This window comes from Microbulbifer rhizosphaerae (assembly GCF_014191725.1).
Taxonomy (GTDB): Bacteria; Pseudomonadota; Gammaproteobacteria; order Pseudomonadales; family Cellvibrionaceae; genus Microbulbifer; species Microbulbifer rhizosphaerae.
In genome coordinates, this window is the sequence record NZ_JACHWZ010000022.1 from 49,206 (window position 1) to 70,785 (window position 21,580).

A 21,580-nucleotide genomic window follows, 5' to 3' on the forward strand; every position below is an offset into this window, starting at 1 on the left:
ACAAATCGGGGGGCACGGGCCCAGCCCGGCAAATGGGCCGCAGGCCCGTCCAGGCGAAAGCGGAGTTGGCCCCTACACGGCCAGCGGCGGCACTTCGCGGCCCAGGCGGCGGTAGAAGTCCGCTACGAAAGCCTCCAACTCGCCCGCGGCAATCGCATCGCGCAACCCCTGCATCAACCGCTGGTAGTGGCGCAGATTGTGGATGGTGTTGAGCTGCGCCCCCAATATCTCTCCGCAGCGATCCAGGTGGTGCAGGTAGCTGCGGGAAAAGTTCTCGCAGGTGTAGCAATCGCAGCCGGGCTCCAGCGGGCCGGTGTCGTGGCGGTAGCGGGCATTGCGGATCTTGACCACGCCCTCCGCGGTGAACAGGTGGCCGTTGCGCGCATTGCGGGTGGGCATCACGCAGTCGAACATATCCACCCCGCGGCGCACCGCCTCGACGATGTCCTCCGGCTTGCCGACTCCCATCAAATAGCGGGGCCTGTCCGCGGGCATCCTGGGGGGCAGGTGGTCGAGGATTTTGATCATTTTCTCTTTCGGCTCGCCCACAGACAGCCCGCCGATGGCGTAGCCGTCAAAGCCGATTTCGGTGAGCCCCCTCAGGGAGACATCCCGCAATTCCGGGTACATGCCCCCCTGCACTATGCCGAACAACGCGGAGGGGCTGTCGCCGTGGGCTTTTTGGGAGCGCTCCGCCCAGCGCAGCGACAACTCCATGGACTTGCGCGCCTCGTCGGGGGTGGCCGGATAGGGGGTGCACTCGTCGAAGATCATCACGATATCCGCACCCAGCTCCCGCTGCACACGCATGGATTCCTCCGGGTCCAGGTACACCGGGCTGCCGTCCACCGGGGATTTGAAGGAAACCCCCTCCTCGGTGATCTTGCGCATCTGCCCCAGGCTGAATACCTGGAAGCCGCCGGAATCCGTGAGAATGGGGCCGTGCCACTGCATAAAATCGTGCAGGTCGCCGTGCTCCTTCACTACTTGGGTACCCGGGCGCAGCATCAAGTGGAAGGTGTTGCCGAGAATAATCTGCGCGCCGATGGCCTCGATATCCCGCGGCAGCATGCCCTTGACGGTGCCGTAGGTGCCCACCGGCATAAACGCCGGGGTCTCCACCACGCCGCGGGGAAAGCGCAGGCGCCCGCGGCGGGCCAGGCCGTCGGTGGTGTCCAGCTCGAATTGCATAAAGCACTGACGACTCAAGGATATATCCTCAGTTTATTCTGACCTCGGGGAAGATTACCCCCCTCTCCCGCTTGCGGGAGAGGAGCTGGGGGAGAGGGCACCCACTTCGGGATTGCCGTTGATCAACATCGCATCGCCGTAACTGAAGAAACGGTACTTCTCTTTTACCGCCTCTCGATAGGCATTCATCGTCTGCTCGTAACCTGCGAAGGCGCTCACCAGCATCAGCAGCGTGGACTCCGGCAGGTGGAAGTTGGTGATCAGCCGGTCCACCACCTGGAACCGGTAGCCCGGGTAGATAAAGATGTCCGTCTCGCCCACCGTAGGCTTCAGTTCGCCACTGGCCGCAGCGCTCTCTAGCGCGCGCACACTGGTAGTGCCCACCGCCGTCACCCTGCCGCCACGGGCACGGCAGTCCGCAACTGCCTCGCAGACCCGTTGGGGCACATCCAGCACCTCGCTGTGCATCCGGTGCTCAAAGATATTGTCCACCCGCACCGGCTGGAAAGTGCCCGCCCCCACATGCAGGGTCACGAAAGCGGTTTCCACCCCCATTTCGCGCAGGTGATCCAGCATCTCGTCATCGAAATGCAGCCCCGCCGTGGGGGCCGCTACGGCGCCGGCGGTGCGGCTGTAAACCGTTTGGTAGCGCTCCCTGTCGGCATCGTCGTCGGGCCGGTCGATATAGGGCGGCAGCGGCATATGCCCCAGGCGCTCCAGCACCGGCAATACCCCTTCCGCGGGAAATTCCAGCTCGAACAACGCCTCGTGCCGGGCCGTCATTTGCAGCGGCGTGCCGTCCTCCAGCAGTATCCGGCTGCCGGGTTTGGGGGACTTGCTGGCACGAATATGTGCCAGCGCCCTCCCCCCGTCCAGCACCCGCTCGATCAGTATTTCCAGCCTGCCGCCGCTGGCCTTGCGCCCGAACAATCGCGCGGGGATCACCCGCGTATCGTTGAACACCAGCAGATCGCCCGGCAGCAATAACCCTGGCAACTCGGCAAAGCGGCGGTGCTCCAAGGCACCGCTGGGACCGTCCAGGCACAGCAGGCGACTGCCGCGACGCTCCTTTGCGGGAGTGCGGGCGATCAGCTCGTCGGGCAGCTCGAAGTGGAAATCCTGGCGGCGCATGGGCTCAGTAGTGTAGGCAGTTGGCAACGGCGGCGAAGGGTACCCGAAATCCGGTTGACCGTCTAAGGGTGATGGCTATAATTGCAGCCCACCGCAACACCTCGCCTGCCGGAGTGGTGAAATTGGTAGACACAGGGGATTCAAAATCCCCCGCTAGCGATAGCGTGCCGGTTCGAGTCCGGCCTCCGGTACCAAATCAAAATTGAGCCCGCCCGACGCGAGAGCACTTTTTCCAGCCTGTCTCGTAAGCGGCCTCATTCCTCCTGTACAATGCCGCAATTTCAACTTCTCAGCCCCAGTCGCAAACTCCCGACAGCAACAAGAATATGAATAACCGCTTCCTAAACCTGGACGCACTACGCGGCATTGCGGCTTTGCTGGTGGTGTGGCAGCACAGCAGTGAATCTTTCGTCCGCAATCCCGGTATTGCGCAACACGGAACAATCCTGGCGGACATAGCCTCCACAGTGGATTTCGGCAGAATCGGGGTCATCTGTTTTTTCCTGATTTCAGGATTCGTTATTCCCTACAGCTTTTCTGGCACGGACTCCACGATCAAAAAATTTGCCGTACGCCGATTCTTTCGACTGTATCCGGTCTACTGGTTATCCCTGATCATGGCGGTAGCCGCGTCCGTGGCTCTCGCGGAATACCGGTTTTCGGGTTCCGTCATCGCCGCCAACACAACTATGATGCAGGGACTGTTCGGTTTCCAGAATATCCAGGGGCTCTATTGGACACTGACAGTCGAACTGATCTTTTATTTCCTGTGCGTACTGGCATTTGCGCTAAACATTCTCCACAGGCGCCTACCACTGTTGTTGCTTTGCTGGGGCAGCCTGTTCTTTTTTGTCGCATGGCAGCTAGCAGGCAAACTGGTTCCTCAAATCGTCGACCTGCCATCCACAATAACCTATATTCCCTATTGCCTCGCAGTTATGTTCTGTGGAGCCTTGATTCGCTATTGCCATACAAAAAAATCGGGCTATCTCCATGCGCTTCTCGGTGTTCTGGGGTTTTTTTTACTGCCGCTTTGCGTACTGCTGTTGGGCGTTATGGAAATCAATGTCGTAGAAAGCCCCTTCCGGTTCGGTCTTTCACATCTAATTGCCTTGGCGGTTTTCTTTGGGGTACTGCTGCTACCGATAAGGCCCCCAGCTTTCCTGTTACTGCTTGGCACCATCAGCTACTCGATCTACTTGTTCCACCCGATAGCCATGAGGCTGGTGGACTGGTCGATCAAGCAAAGCTGGGGACAGGCTTTCGCGGCTTTGTCGTTGAGCTTCTATATACTCGCAACAAGCCTGCTCGCCATTGTCATGGCCTGGATTCTGTATCAACTGGTAGAGCGCCCCTCGATCGCGGCCGGCAGGGCTCTGACGCGCCCCGGGACAGCTTCGGGAATACAATCGCAATCTCGGCCTGTAGCAAATTAACGCGGTCAGCGCTCCCAGTATCTCTGCATTTTCAGGAACATAAACGACGCGGTCCAGGTGATCATCATCAGTCCGGTCAGCGCCTCCAGCCCGGCGGTAAAGCGCAAATGTCCCGTGGGCGCAATGTCGCCGATACCGAGGGAGGTGTAGGTGACAAAGGAGAAGTAGGCGCAGTCGATCAGGCTGCCGTCGAAATTGCCCTCAAGGGTTTCGAAGTAATCCGAGTGCACCATAAAGAAATAGCCCAAGGCAAAAAGCCACATCTCGACAATATGCGCGAGCAGCGCGCCGAATACGCCGATCAATACTGCCGTATTGCGCCGGACGGAAAACTTCTGCCCCAACAGAAAGAGACTGTTTAACGCCTCGTGGTGAATCAGTACCGTCACCGCCACAAGGAAGCTGTTGAGCAGGAAGGCGACCAGCATGTCAGCGCCTGCCCCGGAAAAACTCCTTCACCAAGTCCCCTGTCTCCCCTGCCATCACACCGCCCTCCACGGCTATTCGGTGATTGAAAAAATTCTCTTTGCTCAATCGCAAACGGCTCTCCACCGCACCGGCGCGGGGTTCCGCGGCACCGTATACGAGCCGCCCAACCCGCGCGTGCACCATGGCACCAAAGCACATGGTGCAGGGCTCTATGGTGACATACAGGGTGGCCTCCGGCAGGCGGTAGTTCTGCAGGTGTTCCGCCGCCTGGCGCAGGGCGATAATTTCCGCGTGGGCGCTGGGGTCGCAGTTGCCGATGGGGCGATTGCTGCCCTCACCGACGATCTGCCCGTTCAGCACCACCACTGCGCCCACCGGCACTTCGCCGCGCTCGCCGGCAATGCGCGCCAGTTCGATGGCGCGCTGCATAAAACCGTAATCTCTCGGGGTAGCCATAGTTACTTTTTATAGTTACTTTTTACTGACCAGTCTGCGCACCACGAAATCCGCCTCCATTTTCAGCGAGTCGCGCCGTTCCAGTTCCTCGCGCACTTCGCTGTGCCCCTTCCAGGCAAAGGGCGTCATGGCGAGGAAGTCGGCAATCGCTTCGGGCCCGCGCAGGGTAAACGGAAAACTGCAGCGCATTTCCACTTCCGCGGCGAACCCCACAACCGGTTTCGGTGGCGGGTGCTGCCGGGGTTCGGTATAGAGCGCGGACTTCAATGACCAGAGATGCTCCGGGCCGGGAGCCACGTCCAGCAGGGAACCGCCGGGGTTCACCACCCGGTGCATCTCATCATCCGCCGCCGGCGCGAAGATACGCAGCAGGTGGTCGACGCTGTCCCGAACCAGCGGTAAATGGTAGCTGCCCGCCACCGCGAACTGGGTTCCCGGCTGGCTTCTCGCCGCCATGCGCACCCCGGCCTTGGAAATATCGATTCCCGCCAGGGCCTCCGACGGCCAGCCCGCGGCTTCCAGTTGACGTGAGTAATAGCCCTCGCCACAGCCGATATCCAGTAGCTGCCGGCCCGGTATATAGGGCAGCAGCGCCACGGTGGCGTCCACCAGCGGGCGGTAGTGCCCCGCCTCGAGAAAGCGCCGCCGCGCCCGCAGCATGTCCGCCGAATCTCCCGGCTCTTTACTGCGCTTGCGACTGACCGGCAGCAGGTTGACATATCCCTCGCGCGCACGATCGAAACTGTGCCTCTCGGCACAGCGCCAGGCGGCATCGGTAAACTCCAGTGGCAACTGACAGACGGGACACAGCCAAATCATTCGGGTTCCAAAGCAACTTGCGCAGGCAGCGGCTTTTGCTGACGCTGCAAAATACTATCTGCGGCCTTTTCCGCGATAGCAATCACCGGCGCATTGGTGTTGCCGCTGATCAGGGCGGGCATTATGGAGGCGTCCACCACCCGCAGTCCATCGACGCCGTGCACTTTCAACTGCGCGTCCACCACCGCCATTTCGTCGGCGCCCATTTTGCAGGTGCCCGCGGGGTGATAAATGGTTTCCGCGTGCCGCGCAATAAATTCCCCGATGGCCTTCTGGGTTTTCAGCGGTTTATCCGGGCTCCACCAACGCTTGTGATAGCGCTGCAACGCCGGCTGCAGGAGAATCTCCCGCGCCATTTCCAAACCCTCGGCCAGGACAGCCTGATCCTCGTTTGCACCCAGGTAATTGGGGTGGATCAGCGGCAGCGCGCGCGGGTCCCCGGAAGCCAGGGTGATCTCGCCGCGGCTTTTCGGCCTCAACGCACAGGCATGCAGCGAATAGCCGTAGCCGCCGGGCTTGCACAGCCCGTGCTGGAACAGCGGCGCGGCGGTCAGGTGAAACTGGATATCCGGCCGGCCGCTTGCCCTGCTGGAACAGGCGAAGCCGCCGGCTTCGGCGACGTTGTTGGTCAGCGGGCCGCGGCCCGCAAACCAGTATTCCGGAAGGTGCAGGGCGGTTTTCAGTTTTGGCCACAGGGAGTTGGAGAAAGTCACCGGCGCCGAAGCCTCCACCACCTGGGTGATATCCAGGTGGTCCTGCAGGTTCTTGCCCACTCCCGGCAAATGCGCCTGGGGCACTATGCCCGCCTTTTTCAGCTCCGCTCCCGGACCTATACCGGACAGCAGCAGCAGCTGCGGCGACTGGATGGCGCCGGCGCATAACAGCACTTCCCCGTTGGTGAGAATACGCCTGCCGTCCAGCAGTTGCACACCGCACACCCGGTCGCCCCTGAACAGCAGCCGCGCCGCCTGGCTGTGGGTGAAAACACTGAGATTGGAACGATTTCTCACCGGGTGCAGGTAGGCCGCCGCGGAAGAACAGCGGCGTCCGTGTTTTTGTGTGACCTGGTAGAAACCCACACCGTCCTGCAGACTGCCGTTGAAATCATTGTTGAGAGGGTGCCCGGCAGATTGGCCCGCGCGCACAAAGGCAGCGCCCACGGGGGTTTTCCATTTCAGGTCCGATACCGCCAGCGGGCCGTAGCCGCTGTGGTAGGCATCGCTGCCGCGCTCGTTGCCCTCCGCCAGGAGGAAGTAAGGCAACAGGCTCCGCCAGCCCCAGCCTGGATTGCCCGCCGCTTCCCAGTCATCGTAGTCGGCACAGTTGCCACGCATATAAATCATGGCATTGATCGCGCTACTGCCCCCCAGGGTACGGCCGCGGGGCCAGAACAGCCGGCGGCCGTTCAAGCGTTCCTGTGGTTCGGTAAAGTGGTGCTGGTTGCAGCCGGCGCCGGGGACCAGGTAGCCGATACCCGCCGGCATCCGGATCAGCGGGTTCCAGTCCGTCGGTCCCGCTTCCAGCAGGCAGACGCGGTTCTGCTCCCCGGCGCTGAGGCGGTTGGCCAGTACGCAGCCGGCGGAGCCGCCGCCGACGATGACATAGTCGAATACCATTTGACGGGGCATATTGCTTCTCTTTTTTCTCCCAACCGGCCTGACGGTACACTTGGAATCGCAGCTTCAACAAGGCGCCCATATGAGCGATTCTGAATTCAGCGATAAAAACATCCTGCACAGCTGGCACATAAACGCCGCCCCCTGGATCCGCGCCATCGGCGAGGGCGATATCGCCAGCCGCAAACTGGTTACGAATGGGGCAATTGTAGACGCCGTGCTGCAACGACAGCCGGCAACGGTATTGGATATCGGCTGTGGCGAAGGCTGGCTGGCCAGGGTCCTGGCGGAGCGGGGCCTGGAGGTGTGGGGGATCGACGCGGTGCCGGAACTGATCGAGGCGGCACAGCATCGCGCCGGTCCGCAAGAGCACTATCATCTGCTTTCTTACGAGGCCCTGGCCGCGGGTGAACTGCGCCGGCGCTTCGACCTGCTGGTGTGCAACTTCTCGCTGCTGGGCGGAGAGTCGGTGGAGGGGGTATTCGCCGCGGCGCAGAACCTGCTCAATCCCGGCGGGCACCTGGTGGTACAAACGCCGCATCCCATGGTTGCCTGTGGCGACGCGGATTACCGGGACGGCTGGCGACCGGGCTCCTGGGCTGGGTTTAGCGAGGATTTCAGCGAACCGGCCCCCTGGTACTTTCGCACCATGGAAAGTTGGCTGCGGCTGGTCCGCGGCTCGGGGCTGCGCCTGGAAGAAAAGAAGGAACCCCTGCACCCCGAGACCGGGAAATCGGCCTCACTGATTCTGGTGGCGACCCTGCCCCTGTAGGAGCGGCCGCCGGCCGCGAAGAATTTGCCGAAAGCAAATTTGGATGCCGAAAGTGCCCGCGGGACGAGCACCAGAGATGGAGCGAGTCAACGCGGGCCTGGGGCCCGCAAGCCGAGCTGGAACTCGGCGCTCCCAGGCAGCGCTCCTACCGTTGGGCGGTGTTTTTGCCGCGGGTTTCCAACTCCACGGCGCGGCCGGCGCGTTTGCCATCGGCGCTGCGGGCACGCAGGGCCCGTACGGCCTCCGCCGGAGTGCCATCGCCCAGGGGCCGCCAATCGCTGCCGTCGAAATATTCCAGTGCCAGTCCCGGGAAGGGCGTGGCGGTCTTCAACTGCCCATCTTCGATTACCGCACCCGGCACCGGCACCCGGTAGCCGATTCCCGCCAAATCCAGTTTGAACAATTCCTTATTGCCCAGGGCAGCGGCGAATTTCCGCCAGTCCGCATTCAGCGCGGCCTTATCCATGGTGCCGGTCTCGGCGGAGAATTGCTGCCCTTCAATCAACGGCAATTCCCAATCAGCCCGGTACCAGGCCCGCTCGGCGAGGGCCAGCAGGCGCGGGAAGATCATGTATTCCACGCGGGCGTCGGTGCGCACCACTTCGCTCCACAACTGGCCCTGGATACCGCGCACCCGTTCAGCAAATTCCACACCAGGCGCGGTGGCGGACCAGGGCTTGCCGTCCCGATCAGTGGAAATTTCCGCCAACTGCGCAGTATTCAACGGCGTAAAGCTGAATACTTTGCGGGTATCGGTATTGCGCGAGGCCCAGTAGTAGCCGCTCTCTTTCGGGTCCACCTCGTAGGGCATATCGAAATAAAGGAAATCCGAGTGGGACTGCACCACGTCGAAACCGGCCCGGGCCAAGTGCGCGCTCTCGTCCCCACCACCCCAGAACAGGGGGGCCCAGGAGTTGACAAAGTTGCTTTCTGTGGCCAGCTCTGCGCCCGCATCCGCGATGCGTTTAACGCCATCGTTCCAGGCCGCCATGGTGGGAATGCCGGCATCCGCCACCAGCTTGCTGACACGCTTGGCGTAGAACTCCCCCAGTTCGTCGAGGGATTTCACCTCGCCGGCGGCGATCAGCTCGCGGCACTGCGGCGAGTTGCTCCAGGGTTTCCCGCGCGCTTCCGCTGGTACATCGCCCTTTTCCGGGTTGTCCCCGGGAGCGCTCTCGAAGGCATCGCCGGCGAGGATGTTCACCGCCTCGTCGCCGCCAAAGTGCCAACTGGCCAGGGGTTGACCGGCGCTCCGGTGCATGGCCTGCACTTCGCGGATCAGTTTGCCCGCGAAGCGGTAGGAGGAATCGATGCAGGGATTGATATAACTGTCGCCGTAGAACTGCACTGAGAGGTAACGGGTGTCGTCCTCGGGGTCGATCAGACGGTATTCCGCTGCCTTTTCCGGTGACTCGTCTACGAGTTTCCGGTAGCGCGCTTCCATGGCCACCACCGCGGCGCGGGCGTGGGCGGGCATGTCGAACTCCGGGATCACCTCGATATGGCGCGCGGCGGCGAAGCGTACTATCTCGATATAGTCGTCGACGCTGAAAAAGCCGCTGCCGTTGTTGTCGCTGTTCGGTCCGGAACCCAGCTGTGGCAGCAAACATTGATTTTCGCTGAGATCGAAGCAGCGCCTGGCGCCGACATCCGTCAGCTCCGGCAGGCCGGGAATCTCCAGGCGCCAACCCTCGTCGTCGGACAGGTGGAAGTGGAAGCGGTTGAGCTTGTAGGCGGCCATTTGCTCCAGCAGCTTCAACACCACAACCTTGCTGTGGAAATTGCGCCCGACGTCTAGGAACAGCCCGCGGTGCTGGAAACGTGGCGCGTCCTCGATTTTTGCCAGCGGCAGGGTTCGGCTCTTGGCGTCCACCAGCGCCAACAGGGATTGCAGGCCGTAGAAGGCGCCCGCCTGATCGTAGCCCAGCACGCGGGCGCCCTTCTCCTCCACCCATAGGCGATAGGCACCGCTGGTGGCACCGCCGAAGGCGGAGTCGTCGATGGCTACCGTCACCGGAAAGGCGCCGGGGCCGGAAGGCGCCAGTTTCAACTGTTGCAAACGCCGGTTGAAGGCCCGCAGGCTTTCACTGGCCAGGGGGCCTGCATCCACCGCAATACCGCTCCCGAGCGCTGCCGGCTCCCCTTCCACCGCTTCGACAGCCAATGGCTTGGGAATAATGCGGCGGCGCCAGGCGCCGTCCCTTGCGCTTCCCGCATCGGAATAGGCCCGGTAGCGGCTGGCGGCGCTGGCGAGCACAACGGCGTCGACGGCGGTGCGCTTCCAGTTGTCCGGGTGGTTGGTGTTGATCGGCTCAACCAGCCCTTCCAGGCTGTCGCTGTCAGTGGACTCGATCACCCGCGCCCTGCCCGCCGCATCCACCACGAAAAAACGGGGCATAAAGTCCGACTCGAACTGCATCCAGTTCTCCGCCAATACCTCCAGCTCCAGGGTGGCACCGGCGGGGATGCCGGCGAAGCGCTCGGTGGGCACCAGCCGGTAGAGGTCGCCTTTGATATGTTCCAGTTCGAAGGCATCGCTGTTCCGCAGGCGGAAGTTGCGGCGGATACTGTGGAAGTAGAGCGTCCAATCCCGCTCTCCGGCGTCGATGTCCGGCCCGCTGTTGGTGAGCGAGATCCGGTAACTGGAGCAGATGGCGCCACCGCCGCCGGCGCGCTTGCACTCCTCGCGCAGCTCCGGCCCCACATCCTGGAAGTTAGTGATCACTTCCTGGGTTACCGATAGATGCTGCGCGATGCGCTCCGCCGCGGTGGCGTCGGATTCATGTTTCCCGCAGGCGGAAAGGACAGCGGCGAGCGCCAGGCTGGCGAGCAGGAGCGGGCGGTTCATGGTTTTTCTCTTATCTTTGTTGTGCCCACCATAGCGAAAAAGACAACGCTGTCAACAGGGGTGAGTAATCACCTCCGGGCATTAGCTACCACACGCTGAAAGAAAAAAAGAGACCAATAACCGGAAACTCCACAGATCTTTAGAATCGCGACATTGCAGTTACTAAGATCAAGTTTTCATAGTCGCAGGAAAACACTTGAATAATCCGCAATAAAAACTTTGGCGCGTCGCGGGACATTCCCGCCGGCTACTTGAGCGAGAATCTACAAACCCAGAGATGATGCGGGCTGGAAGGAGATGACCCCAATGGAGCAAATATCCACAAATAGGGTTGCAAGGAATGCCGGAGTTATGAGATACAACGGGTCCATTGAGGGTGAGCCATAATAATTTCAACGGTCGTTAAGTGATCGTTCAGCCGAAAAAGTAAGCACCCCGGGGTAGACCAAATGGAATTCCGCCGTATTCGTTTCCGTCCCAGCAAACACCTCCCAGCGGTGTTCACCCTGTTATTGCTTCCAGCCTCCAGTTCCAGCTTCGCCGATGAGCTGTTTATCCCCGAGTCCAACACCGCCCTCAACCTGCAGGCGGACAACGCCTTTTTCGTGGACAGCGCCTTTGGCATGGACAACGCCGCCCTCTACGAGGCGGCGGAAAATCTGCGCAACAACTCCATGGGCACGGTGCAGCGCCAGCTCAACTACCAGTGGCTGCAAATGCACACCAACCCGGACGAGTTCAAACCCACCACCGGTGGCAAGGCCCTCAACGAAATTCTCAAGATGGGTTGGAAGACCTACCGCGAGCAGAACAAGCGCAGCAAGCAGAGCTCCCTGATGCGCTACACCACCGGCCATGGCAAGATCGGCAAAGCCATGGACTACGACGTGCGCCTGTCGGACGACAAGTTCAAGGTCTCCTTCGAGTACGAGTTTTGATCCAGCCTTAGCCGCGATCGATCTGTGAAATAAACCACCATCAATCGCGGCCACAGGTCGCTCCCGGCCGGACCGCTCCTACATTTGTCTCAGGGCTTTGTTAGAATCTCCGCCACCTGTACTGGCGGAGATCGCTGTGAACGCCCCCCCAACCTTTTCCCAACTGCCCCGCGCCGGCGTCGGCCGCCGCTTGGCGGCGCTGGTTTACGACGCTCTGATTATTCTCGGCCTGCTGATGGTATATGGCTTTTTGGCGATGCTGGTCGCATCTGCGGTGACGGGCCTGGAGTGCCAGCCGGAGGAGCTGGACTACAACCCCTGTGTGAGCGGTCCGCTGTTTCAACTGGGAGCGCTGGCGGTGATCGCTGGGTATTTTGTCTGCTCCTGGCGGGCCGCGGGTCAGACCATCGGTATGCGCGCCTGGCGTCTGCTGCTGGCCAGTCCGGACGGCATGCAGTTGAGTTGGCGCCAGTGCGCCCTGCGCGCCCTGGTGGGGCCCCTTTCCCTGGCCGGCGCCGGCGCCGGCTATTTCTGGGCCTGGACTCGCGCAGACAGGGCCAGTTGGCACGACCTGGCCTCGGGTTCCGAAGTGCGTTTGCTACCGAAGAAGAAGGGTTAGTGATCGGTGGCTAGTGTGGTCATTAACCACTTTACCTGGCCCGCCTGAGCAGCCACCACCCCACCGCGAAGCACATGAGTATCGGCAACAATACGGCGATAAACGGCGGAAAGCCGAATACCAGGGAAGACGGCCCGAGCATATCCTGCACGGTCTGGAACACGATGCCCACGATCACTCCGGTAAACACCCGCAGGCCAGTGGTCACTTCCCTCAGCGGGCCGAAGATAAACGAGATGGCCACCATCACCAGGCTGGCGATGGTCAGCGGCTGCAGCAGCTTTTTCCAGAATTCCAGCCAGTAACGGCCCGAGTCTTCCCCCTTGCGGTCGAGGAACTGCCCGTAGGACCAGAGATTGCGCGTCGACAGATCCGAGGGCAGCGGCACCACCAGCGAGAAGACTTCCGGGGAGATATCCGTGTGCCATATACTCTCGGCCGCTTCGGTGCTCTCCGCCCGTTCCGGAGTGAAAGTGGTGGCGCGGCTACTCTCCAGTGCCCACTGGTCACCGGTGTAACGGCCCCGCTCGGAAAAGATCACCCGCTTCAACTGACGCTCGTTATCAAAACGGTAACGGGTGATACCGAACAACTCGCCGCTGGGCAGCGCAGCGTTGAAGTGCACAAACTCGCCGCCCTCCTTCAACCACAATCCGTGCTTCAGGCCCACCGCCTCCAGTTCGCCCAGGGCGATGGACTTGCGGTTCTCCGCCTCCTGGTTGGTCTGCGGAATTACAAACTCCGCCAATATCATACCCAGCGCGATCAGCAGTATCAGCGGCTTCATCACCGCCCATGCAATGCGCCCAATGGACACGCCGGAGGCCCGCATTACCGTAAGTTCACTGGTACCGGCGAGAGTACCCAGCCCCACCATGCAGCCCACCAGGGCGGAAAAACCCAGTTGGCTGTAGACCCGGTCCGGCAGCGTCCAGGCTACATATTCCAGCGCGTTGACAAACTGGTAGCTGCCCTCCAACTCGCCCAACTGGTCGACGATGGCGAAAATCACATCCAACCCCAGGATCACCATAAGCACCGCGGCCACAGCCAGGGCAACAGTGCGGCCGATATAGCTGTCCAGTCTACGCATGATCCACTGCCTTTGAATCGTCGGGACGCGCGGGACAGCGGCGCCGCTCGCGCCCCCCCAGCAGCAACAGCCCCAAAATCAGGAATGGCGGGTGCACCAGCCAGATGGCGGCGGGATTGCCGATCTTGCCGTCTTCAATAGCACCGCGCACACCCTGCAGGATCACCAGATAGGTGATATACAGCAGCACTGCGGGAATCATTTTGGCGTAGCGCCCCTGGCGCGGGTTAGTACGGGAAAGCGGCACTGCCAGCACGGCCACCACCAGCACCAGCACCGGCAGGCTGAAACGCCAGTGCAGGTTTGCGCGCTCCTCGCGCCCGTCGCTGCGCCACAAATCCAGGGTGGAGGCGGACTCGATGCGGTCGCGACTGCGCTGGCGCATCTCGGGAATTTCCAGCAGCACCTCGTAACTGGCGAATTTCATCAGGCGATAGTCCCGCTGCCCCGGCACCCCCTCATAGCGATAGCCATCGCGCAACACCAGGTAACGCAGGCCGGTCTCCGGATCTACCTGCTGTATACCCTCTCGCGCCAGGGTGACGGTCTGTTGCGCCGTCTCCGTCTCAGCGCGGCCGGAACTGAGTTCGGCAAGGAACACATCGTGCATGGTGGACCTGTCGCGGCTCAGGGACTTCGCATAGTAGACCGCCCTGTCCCCCTCGGTGGCGACAAACTTCTTCGGCACCAGGTGATCGAACTCGCTGCGTGATTTATCGGCAGTGAGCAGTCCGGAGGAGCGCTCCATACCGGTGGGCGTCAGGTAGAGGCTCATCGCCGCCACCACCAGTGCCACAATCAGCGCCGGCGCCAGGGTGTAACCGAGCAGGCGCCGTTCGCTGAAACCACAGGCGTGCAGCACCGTCATCTCGCTCTCGATATACAGGCGGCCGTAAGCCAGCAGGATGCCCACGAAAAAACCCAGCGGCAACACCAGCTCCAGGAAACCCGGCAGGCGGTAGCCCATCAGTGAGAAGAGGATATTGGCGGAAAGTTCGCCAGCGGCAGCCTCCGCCAGGTATTTCACAAAGCGGCCGCTCATCACCATCAGCAGCAAAACAGCGCTGACTGCCAGCGTGGCGAAAAGCAGCTCGCGGCAGAGGTAACGGAAAATAATCACTGGATGAAAGAATTCCTTGGTGACGGCACGGCGGAAAGACCTTGCGAGAACATTCGCGTGGGGGCCAGGCCCGAAACTGCCCATATGCACAGGGCGACCACGGGGATCGCCCCTGCAACGCAATTCGATCTGTCTCGGGTTACACTGTGCGCATTATCGCCAAAATTATTTGTCATGTCTTGAATTGAAGGAAAAGGAATTATGCAGTTTACCGCCAAGGTCACCGATATCTGCAAACAGCGCAGCTGCTGCGCCATCATTGCGGCAGATGCCAAGAACCGCCTCACCGCGAGCGGCAGCGAGCTGGACGACGCCTGTGGCGGCGCCATCGGCAGGGTACTCAAGCGCGGCGACCTGGGCAAAAAACTCGCCAGTACTCTGGTACTGACTCCAACGGAAGGTTCCCTCGAACGGATACTGCTGGTGCGCAGCGGCGGAGGAGGCAAACTCAGCCAGGCCGACTATCGCAAGCTGGCCGGCGCCAGCGCAAACGCGGTTAAGGGCTACAAAGACGCCTGCAGCTACCTCACGGAGCTGGAAGTGTCCGGTGCCGACAGCGCCTGGCAGGCGCAGCAGCTGGCCCTGGCCACGGGTCTCGCCGGCTATAAATTCACCCGCTGCAAGAGCGGCTCCGATAACAGCCCGCTGGCAAGCTTCACCCTGCACGTCCCCGAACGCAAGCAACTCAAGTCAATCCGGAGCGGCATGGAGCTGGGCGCAGCCCAGGCCACCGGCAGCAACGTGGCCCGTGAATTGGGCAACCTGCCGGGCAATATCTGCACCCCAAACTACTTGGCGGCGGAGGCCCGCGCCCTGGCGAAAAAACATACGAAGCTCACCACCACGGTGCTGGACGAGAAAAAAATGCAGTCGCTGGGCATGGGGGCCTTTCTCAGCGTCGCCAAGGGCAGCGACGAGCCCCCGGCGCTGATCGCCATGCAGTACAAAGGCGGCAAAGCCGGAGCGAAACCCATGGTATTGGTGGGCAAAGGCATCACCTTCGATACCGGCGGCATCAGTATCAAACCCGGCCAGGCCATGGACGAAATGAAGTTCGACATGTGCGGCGCCGCCAGTGTATTCGGGGTGATGCACGCGCTGCTGGAATTGCAACCGGCGATCAATGTGGTGGGCCTGGTGGCAGCGGCGGAGAACATGCCCAGCGGCCGCGCCAGCAAGCCCGGGGACATCGTCACTACCATGTCCGGCAAGACCGTCGAGATCCTCAACACCGACGCCGAAGGCCGGCTGGTACTGTGCGACGCGCTCACCTACGCCGCCAGGTACAAACCGGAAGTAGTGATCGATATCGCCACCCTCACTGGTGCCTGCGTGATCGCCCTGGGCAACCACGCCACCGGCCTCTATGCCAATAGAGACGAACTGGCCGCGAAACTGATCGCCGCCGGCGAGCGCACCGGCGACCGCGCCTGGCATATGCCCCTGTGGGACGAATACCAGTCATCGCTGGATTCCAACTTCGCGGATATGCAGAATATCGGCGGCCGCGAGGCGGGCTCGGTGACCGCCGCCTGCTTCCTCTCGCGCTTTGCCGGGGACTACACCTGGGCCCACCTGGATATCGCCGGCAGCGCCTGGAACTCCGGCGCCAACAAGGGCGCCACCGGGCGGCCGGTACCGCTGCTGGTGGAGTACCTGCTGGGGAAATAACCCGGGAGCGCGGAGCTCCAGCTCCGCTTGCGGGCCGCAGGCCCGCCCCGTAACCAACCACAGGCTTCCCGGCCCCCCGATAAAAGCTAAACAACCATGACCCGCATAGACTTCTACATACTCCCCTCCGATCATTCCCATGAGGGCGATATCTTCGCCTGCCGGTTGGCTGAAAAGGCCCATCGGGCGGGCCTGCACGTACTGCTGGCGGTGGACGACGCGGATCGCGCCGCACACCTGGACCAGCTGCTGTGGACCTTTCGCGAGGACAGCTTCGTCCCCCACTCCCCTCAGGGAGAGGGTCAACAGGCCCCGGTCGAAATCAACTGCGGCGGGGAACCGGGCCTCCACCACGGCCTGCTGATCAATCTGTGCAGCGAGGTACCCGGCTGGTTCAGCCGCTTCGAGCGGCTGGCGGAGATAGTGATCCAGCAGCCGGAATCCCTGGCCCGCTCTCGCTCCCGCTTCGGCCACTTTCGCGACCGCGGATATCCGTTACAATCCCATCGCATCGGCAGCAACTAATCTCCAGCGACACAGACCTCAGCCATGTCCGGTCGAAAAAACAAAAACCGCAAGCAGCGCGGGCAGTCGGCAGAACTTCTCAACGAACTGCACTCCATCCGCGACCTGCTCGGCAGCGACGAAATCGGCGATATCCCCCTGCTCGACCAGGTGGCCGAACCCGCGCCGAAACCGCCGCAGGCCGCGCCTGTGCCGGCCCGACAGCCGCTGCAGGAGCCCCTGGACGTGAGCGAGCTGCCGATCCTCTTCTCGCCGGTGGACGAGGAACCCCCGGAGGACTACCGGGCCGAGCTGGGTGAAGCCGAGCGCGAACTGCTGCGCCCATTGCAGGACCTGCCCAAAAAGACAGAGGCCGACAAGCCGCAGGGCGAGCTGTTTGCACCGCCTGCCGCGACTCCCGGCGAGAACCCCTTTCTTCCCGCGCATATCCGCGCCCGCCTTACCGGCGGCCGGATGCCAAAAGCGGAACCGGAGCCGAAAGCCCAGCCCGAACAACAGGAGCCCCCAAAGGCCCCCGCCCCCGAGGAAGAAGCCCCTCCCCCCTCCCCTGCTGCCCCGGCGGAGCCAGCGGCCAATGCCTCGCGGGAAGAGCGCGATCGCCAGCGCCAGCAGCTGATCGACCACCTGGTGGCCAAGCAGTTGCCCGAACTGGAGCGACAGCTGCGCGAGCGGATTGCGCGGATGGTCGACGAACTGGAAACCAAGCGCTGACCCAGTGGCCCCTGGCGGGCCTGCCACCGGCGGCACCCGGCCCCGCACGGAGGGCGAGCTAGGGCGAGCTTTTGAAGATTTCAAATAGGCCCTCGATGCAGACCTCCCTTTTGCCGCCCCCGGCCCCGGCGGTATAATTCCCGCCTTTTTGGCGCAGCCAATACCGGCCTGCAGACGCCGCAGCGATTCAACACAAGGTTTCCCCGCCCGCATGGACAAGACATACCAGCCCAACGCCATCGAACAGCAGTGGTACCAGACCTGGGAGGAGAATGGCTACTTCAAGCCTTCCGGCGACACCGAAGCCGATCCCTACTGCATCATGATCCCGCCGCCCAACGTCACCGGCAGCCTGCATATGGGCCATGGATTCCAGGAATCCATCATGGATGCACTGATCCGCTACCACCGCATGCTCGGCGACAACACCCTGTGGCAGGTGGGCACCGACCACGCCGGCATCGCCACCCAGATGGTGGTGGAGCGCCTGCTGGGCGCGGAAGGGGTCAGTCGTCACGACCTGGGCCGGGACAAATTTATCGAGAAAGTCTGGGAGTGGAAGCGGGAGTCCGGCGGCACCATCACCCGGCAGCTGCGCCGACTGGGTGCCAGCCCCGACTGGTCCCGCGAGCGCTTCACCATGGACGACGGCTTCTACCAGGCGGTGCAGGAAGTGTTTATCCGCCTGTACGAGGACGGCCTCATCTACCGCGGCAAGCGCCTGGTGAACTGGGACCCGAAACTGCACACCGCCATTTCCGACCTGGAAGTACTCAACGAAGAGGAACAGGGCCATTTGTGGCACTTCCGCTACCCGCTCAGCGATGGCTCCGGCCACCTGGTAGTCGCCACCACCCGCCCGGAGACCATGCTCGGCGATACCGCCGTGGCGGTACACCCGGAGGACGAGCGCTACCGGCACCTGATCGGCAAAACCATCAGGCTGCCCCTGGCGGAGCGCGATATCCCGATTATCGGCGACGACTACGTCGACCGCGAGTTCGGCACCGGCTGCGTGAAGATCACCCCGGCCCACGACTTCAACGACTACGAAATGGGCCAGCGCCACAACCTGGAGTTGATCAACATCCTCGATGCGGATGCCAACCTCAACGACGCGGTGCCGGAAAAATACCTCGGCATGGAGCGCTTCGCCGCGCGCAAGCAGGTCGTCGACGACCTGGACGCACTGGGCTTGCTGGAGAAAATTGAGCCACACACATTGAAGGTGCCCCGGGGCGACCGCTCCGGCGTGGTGATCGAGCCCTGGCTCACCGACCAGTGGTATGTCAAAACCCAGCCGCTGGCCGAGGACGCGATCAAGGCAGTGGAAGACGGCCAGGTCAACTTCGTGCCGAAAAGCTACGAAAACATGTACTTCTCCTGGATGCGCGATATCCAGGACTGGTGTATCTCCCGGCAACTCTGGTGGGGCCACCGCATTCCCGCCTGGTACGACGACGCCGGCAATGTGTACGTGGGCCGTTCGGAAAAAGAAATCCGCGAGAAACACAGTCTCGATGACGATCTCAGCCTGCGCCAGGACGATGATGTCCTCGACACCTGGTTCTCCTCCGGTCTATGGACCTTCGGCACCCTGGGCTGGCCGGAGGAAACTCCGGAACTGAAGGCCTTTCACCCCTCTTCGGTATTGGTGACCGGGTTCGATATCATCTTTTTCTGGGTCGCGCGCATGATGATGCTGACCCTGTATTTCAAGAAGGAAGTGCCCTTCCACACCGTGTATGTGCACGGCCTGGTGCGCGACAACCACGGACAGAAGATGTCCAAGTCCAAGGGCAACGTGATCGATCCCATCGACCTGATCGACGGTATCGACCTGGAGAGCCTGGTGAAGAAGCGCACCACTGGCCTGATGCGCCCCAAGGACGCGCCCAAAATCGAAAAACAAACCCGCAAGGATTTCCCCGAGGGCTTCGCCCCCTTCGGCACCGACGCGCTGCGCTACACCTACTACTCCCTGGCCGCCACCGGCCGCGACATCAAGTTCGACGTGGGCAGAATCGAGGGCTTCCGCAACTTCTGCAACAAGATCTGGAATGCCTCCCGCTATGTGCTGCAAAACTGCGACGGACAGGATTGCGCCCAGGACGGCAGTGAGGATTTCGAGCTGAGCCTGGCGGACCGCTGGATTATCTCCCAGTTGCAGAAAACTGAAAAAGCCGTGCGCGAGGCGATGGACAGCTACCGCTTCGACCTGGCTTCCCAGGCGTTGTACGACTTTATCTGGCAGGAGTACTGCAGCTGGTACCTGGAACTCTCCAAGCCGGTCCTCTGGGACGATTCCGCCTCCGCCGCGGTGAAGAAGGGTACCCGCCGCACCCTGATCCGCGTACTGGAAACCACATTGCGCCTCGCCCATCCGCTGATGCCGTTTATCACCGAGGAAATCTGGCAGCGGGTGAAAACCCTGGCCAGGAAAAGCGGCGACACCATTATGTTGCAGCCCTACCCGGCTCCGAACGAGCACAAAATCGATACGGACGCAGAGGCCGCTGTCGCCTGGCTGAAAGAAGTGATCGAGGGCGTGCGCAATATCCGCGGCGAGATGAATATCTCCCCGGCAAAGAAAATCCCCCTGCTGCTGCGCGGCGGCTCCGACACGGACAGGCAGTTGCTGGAACAGACCCGCAACCTGCTCACAAAGCTGGCCAGCCTGGAATCCATTACCTGTCTGAAACAGGGTGAACCCGCCCCCGCCTCCGCCACCGCCCTGGCCGGCGACCTGGAATTGCTGGTGCCCATGGCCGGGCTGATCGACGTAGAGGCGGAAAGCGCGCGCCTGAAAAAAGAAATCGACAAACTGGAAAAAGAACTCGTCCGGGTGCAGGTAAAACTCAGCAATCCCAAGTTTGTCGATAAGGCTCCAGCCGAAGTAGTGGCCAAGGAAAAGGACAAACTGACGGAAATGCAGAGTGCGCAGATGCGCCTGAAACAGCAATTGCAGGCACTCGACAACCTTTGATTTACAGCTGATCTCCAAATGGTACGGGCGCCCTGCTCAATCGATCAGGGCGAACCCGGCCAAATTGACAATATTTTTTCTTTTCTCCGCCAGTCCCCACACACAAAAAGCCCAACCAGAAGAAAACTGCGCCAGGTTTCTCGGTTTTCTCCAATTTCTCCTGTGCACGCCCGCTCAAAACCGGCAATTCACCTTGACTTAAACTTTACAAATTCGCGCCAGCACTTCTAGGATAATTCTGTGCATGCACTGCGGTGCACATGGGTGGCTTTTCGGCCGCCCGCTCAGGATGTCTCTACAAAAACATAACAGCAAGGACAACAAACCATGTCTCTACCCTTTTCCAAGTGCAAACTGGCATTCGGCCTGTTGATTTCCACAATCAGTGCCGGTGCCGTCGCCGATCACAGCTGGGGTAACTATCACTGGGCGAAGAACACCAGTTCATTCGACCTGCAGGTGGTGGACAGTGTCACCTCCGACTGGCAATCGGAACTGAACAACACCCTGTCACAGTGGTCCTCCTCCAGCGTTCTCAACCTGGCGATCACCTCCGGAGACGACACCAGCAACACCCGCAAACGCTGCCCGATGGTTACCGGGCAGATGCGCGTCTGCAATGCCGCTTACGGCAACAACGGCTGGCTGGGCCTGGCGAGTATCGGCCTCGACAGCAACGGCCATATCGACCAGGGCACCGCCAAGGTGAACGACACTTACTCGTCCTACTGGCAGGACCAGACGGAAAAAAATCACGTAATGTGCCAGGAAGTCGGCCATGTGTTCGGGCTGGGCCACACCAGTGAGGACGGCAGCAGCCAGAGCACCTGCATGGACTACTCCAACGACCCCAACAGCCAGTGGCCAAACCAGCACGACTACCAGATGCTGTCGGATATCTACAATCACCTGGACAGCTACAACAGTTATGCCGATGGCGGCTCTTCCGACGGCGGTTCCTGCAATGCGCCTCCCGGCAAGGGCTGCAACAAAAACAGCAATGGCGCCGTGCCGCTGGGTGTGCGAGTGCACCGGGATCACGACCGGGAGGTATGGGTCGCTGCGCGTAACGACGGTGGGCTCTGGGTCCACCACATACGCCGGGTGCCGGAAGAGTACCTGGATCACTAAGCGCTCTGATGCAATTTTCCGGGGCCAAAAGGCCCCGGAAATCACCTGCCCCGAAGTCCGCGAACGTGCCTGTCGCCTAAAATCACAG

General features: G+C 61.6%; 18 protein-coding genes and 1 tRNA gene. 10 read left to right on the forward strand and 9 right to left on the reverse strand.

Going from position 1 to position 21,580, the window contains the following annotated elements:
- Positions 1-72 precede the first annotated feature (72 nt).
- Together tgt and queA are read right to left on the reverse strand one after the other, a co-directional pair.
- Positions 73-1,191 (reverse strand): tRNA guanosine(34) transglycosylase Tgt, encoded by a 1,119-nt coding sequence (tgt, locus tag FHS09_RS18670; RefSeq protein ID WP_425487783.1) that lies wholly within the window; start codon positions 1,189-1,191, stop codon positions 73-75.
- 54 nt (positions 1,192-1,245) lie between these two features.
- Entirely contained in the window at positions 1,246-2,322 is a 1,077-nt protein-coding gene (queA, locus tag FHS09_RS18675; RefSeq protein ID WP_183462739.1) for a tRNA preQ1(34) S-adenosylmethionine ribosyltransferase-isomerase QueA, read from the reverse strand.
- A gap of 107 nt (positions 2,323-2,429) precedes the next feature.
- Here queA and FHS09_RS18680 point away from each other — a divergent pair.
- Together FHS09_RS18680 and FHS09_RS18685 are read left to right on the forward strand one after the other, a co-directional pair.
- Positions 2,430-2,516, forward strand: a tRNA-Leu gene (locus FHS09_RS18680).
- A gap of 132 nt (positions 2,517-2,648) precedes the next feature.
- Positions 2,649-3,758, forward strand: a complete 1,110-nt coding sequence (locus FHS09_RS18685; protein WP_183462741.1) for an acyltransferase family protein — start codon at positions 2,649-2,651, stop codon at positions 3,756-3,758.
- Between the two features lie 5 nt (positions 3,759-3,763).
- On the opposite strand, the gene FHS09_RS18690 is transcribed toward FHS09_RS18685, so the two are convergent.
- The 4 genes from FHS09_RS18690 to FHS09_RS18705 are packed head-to-tail and all read right to left on the reverse strand — an operon-like array spanning position 3,764 to position 7,090.
- Positions 3,764-4,186: a two pore domain potassium channel family protein gene (locus tag FHS09_RS18690; RefSeq protein WP_183462743.1), complete on the reverse strand. Its 423-nt coding sequence runs from the start codon at positions 4,184-4,186 to the stop codon at positions 3,764-3,766.
- Position 4,187: 1 nt separating this feature from the next.
- Complete coding sequence (tadA, locus tag FHS09_RS18695; protein WP_183462745.1) at positions 4,188-4,643, reverse strand: tRNA adenosine(34) deaminase TadA; 456 nt, start codon at positions 4,641-4,643, stop codon at positions 4,188-4,190.
- A gap of 15 nt (positions 4,644-4,658) precedes the next feature.
- Positions 4,659-5,462 carry a putative RNA methyltransferase gene (locus FHS09_RS18700; protein ID WP_183462747.1) on the reverse strand — a complete coding sequence of 268 codons (804 nt, stop codon included), beginning with the start codon at positions 5,460-5,462 and terminating at the stop codon, positions 4,659-4,661.
- Positions 5,459-7,090: a GMC family oxidoreductase gene (locus FHS09_RS18705; RefSeq protein ID WP_183462749.1), complete on the reverse strand. Its 1,632-nt coding sequence runs from the start codon at positions 7,088-7,090 to the stop codon at positions 5,459-5,461. Before FHS09_RS18705 ends, FHS09_RS18700 begins: the two co-directional genes overlap by 4 nt.
- Before the next feature lie 70 nt (positions 7,091-7,160).
- On the opposite strand from FHS09_RS18705, the gene FHS09_RS18710 reads away from it, so the two are divergent.
- Positions 7,161-7,850, forward strand: coding sequence for a class I SAM-dependent methyltransferase (locus FHS09_RS18710; RefSeq protein ID WP_183462750.1), 690 nt, complete (start codon positions 7,161-7,163; stop codon positions 7,848-7,850).
- Positions 7,851-7,995: 145 nt separating this feature from the next.
- Here the strand turns inward: FHS09_RS18710 and FHS09_RS18715 are convergent, their stop codons facing one another.
- Complete coding sequence (locus FHS09_RS18715; protein ID WP_183462752.1) at positions 7,996-10,698, reverse strand: family 20 glycosylhydrolase; 2,703 nt, start codon at positions 10,696-10,698, stop codon at positions 7,996-7,998.
- A gap of 449 nt (positions 10,699-11,147) precedes the next feature.
- On the opposite strand from FHS09_RS18715, the gene FHS09_RS18720 reads away from it, so the two are divergent.
- Positions 11,148-11,636, forward strand: a complete 489-nt coding sequence (locus tag FHS09_RS18720; protein ID WP_221192116.1) for a hypothetical protein — start codon at positions 11,148-11,150, stop codon at positions 11,634-11,636.
- A 136-nt stretch (positions 11,637-11,772) separates the two neighbouring features.
- Positions 11,773-12,255, forward strand: a complete 483-nt coding sequence (locus FHS09_RS18725) for an RDD family protein (protein WP_343057523.1) — start codon at positions 11,773-11,775, stop codon at positions 12,253-12,255.
- A gap of 31 nt (positions 12,256-12,286) precedes the next feature.
- On the opposite strand, the gene lptG is transcribed toward FHS09_RS18725, so the two are convergent.
- Both lptG and lptF read right to left on the reverse strand, forming a co-directional pair.
- Positions 12,287-13,348 (reverse strand): LPS export ABC transporter permease LptG, encoded by a 1,062-nt coding sequence (gene lptG, locus FHS09_RS18730; protein WP_183462754.1) that lies wholly within the window; start codon positions 13,346-13,348, stop codon positions 12,287-12,289.
- Positions 13,341-14,468 (reverse strand): LPS export ABC transporter permease LptF, encoded by a 1,128-nt coding sequence (gene lptF / locus FHS09_RS18735; protein ID WP_183462756.1) that lies wholly within the window; start codon positions 14,466-14,468, stop codon positions 13,341-13,343. The genes lptG and lptF overlap by 8 nt, the downstream gene beginning before the upstream one ends.
- Positions 14,469-14,669: 201 nt before the next feature.
- On the opposite strand from lptF, the gene FHS09_RS18740 reads away from it, so the two are divergent.
- The 5 genes from FHS09_RS18740 (at position 14,670) to FHS09_RS18760 (ending at position 21,492) form a co-directional block, all read left to right on the forward strand.
- The gene (locus FHS09_RS18740) at positions 14,670-16,139 is read left to right on the forward strand and encodes a leucyl aminopeptidase (protein WP_183462758.1); all 1,470 of its coding nucleotides are present in this window, start codon (positions 14,670-14,672) and stop codon (positions 16,137-16,139) included.
- 96 nt (positions 16,140-16,235) lie between these two features.
- The gene (locus FHS09_RS18745) at positions 16,236-16,664 is read left to right on the forward strand and encodes a DNA polymerase III subunit chi (protein ID WP_183462760.1); all 429 of its coding nucleotides are present in this window, start codon (positions 16,236-16,238) and stop codon (positions 16,662-16,664) included.
- A 24-nt stretch (positions 16,665-16,688) separates the two neighbouring features.
- Complete coding sequence (locus FHS09_RS18750) at positions 16,689-17,375, forward strand: hypothetical protein (protein WP_183462763.1); 687 nt, start codon at positions 16,689-16,691, stop codon at positions 17,373-17,375.
- Positions 17,376-17,586: 211 nt separating this feature from the next.
- On the forward strand, positions 17,587-20,361 hold the full coding sequence (locus tag FHS09_RS18755; protein WP_183462765.1) for a valine--tRNA ligase: 2,775 nt from the start codon (positions 17,587-17,589) through the stop codon (positions 20,359-20,361).
- A gap of 327 nt (positions 20,362-20,688) precedes the next feature.
- A complete protein-coding gene (locus FHS09_RS18760) occupies positions 20,689-21,492 on the forward strand; it encodes a zinc metalloprotease (protein ID WP_183462767.1) in 804 nt (267 codons plus the stop codon).
- Positions 21,493-21,580: the final 88 nt, after the last annotated feature.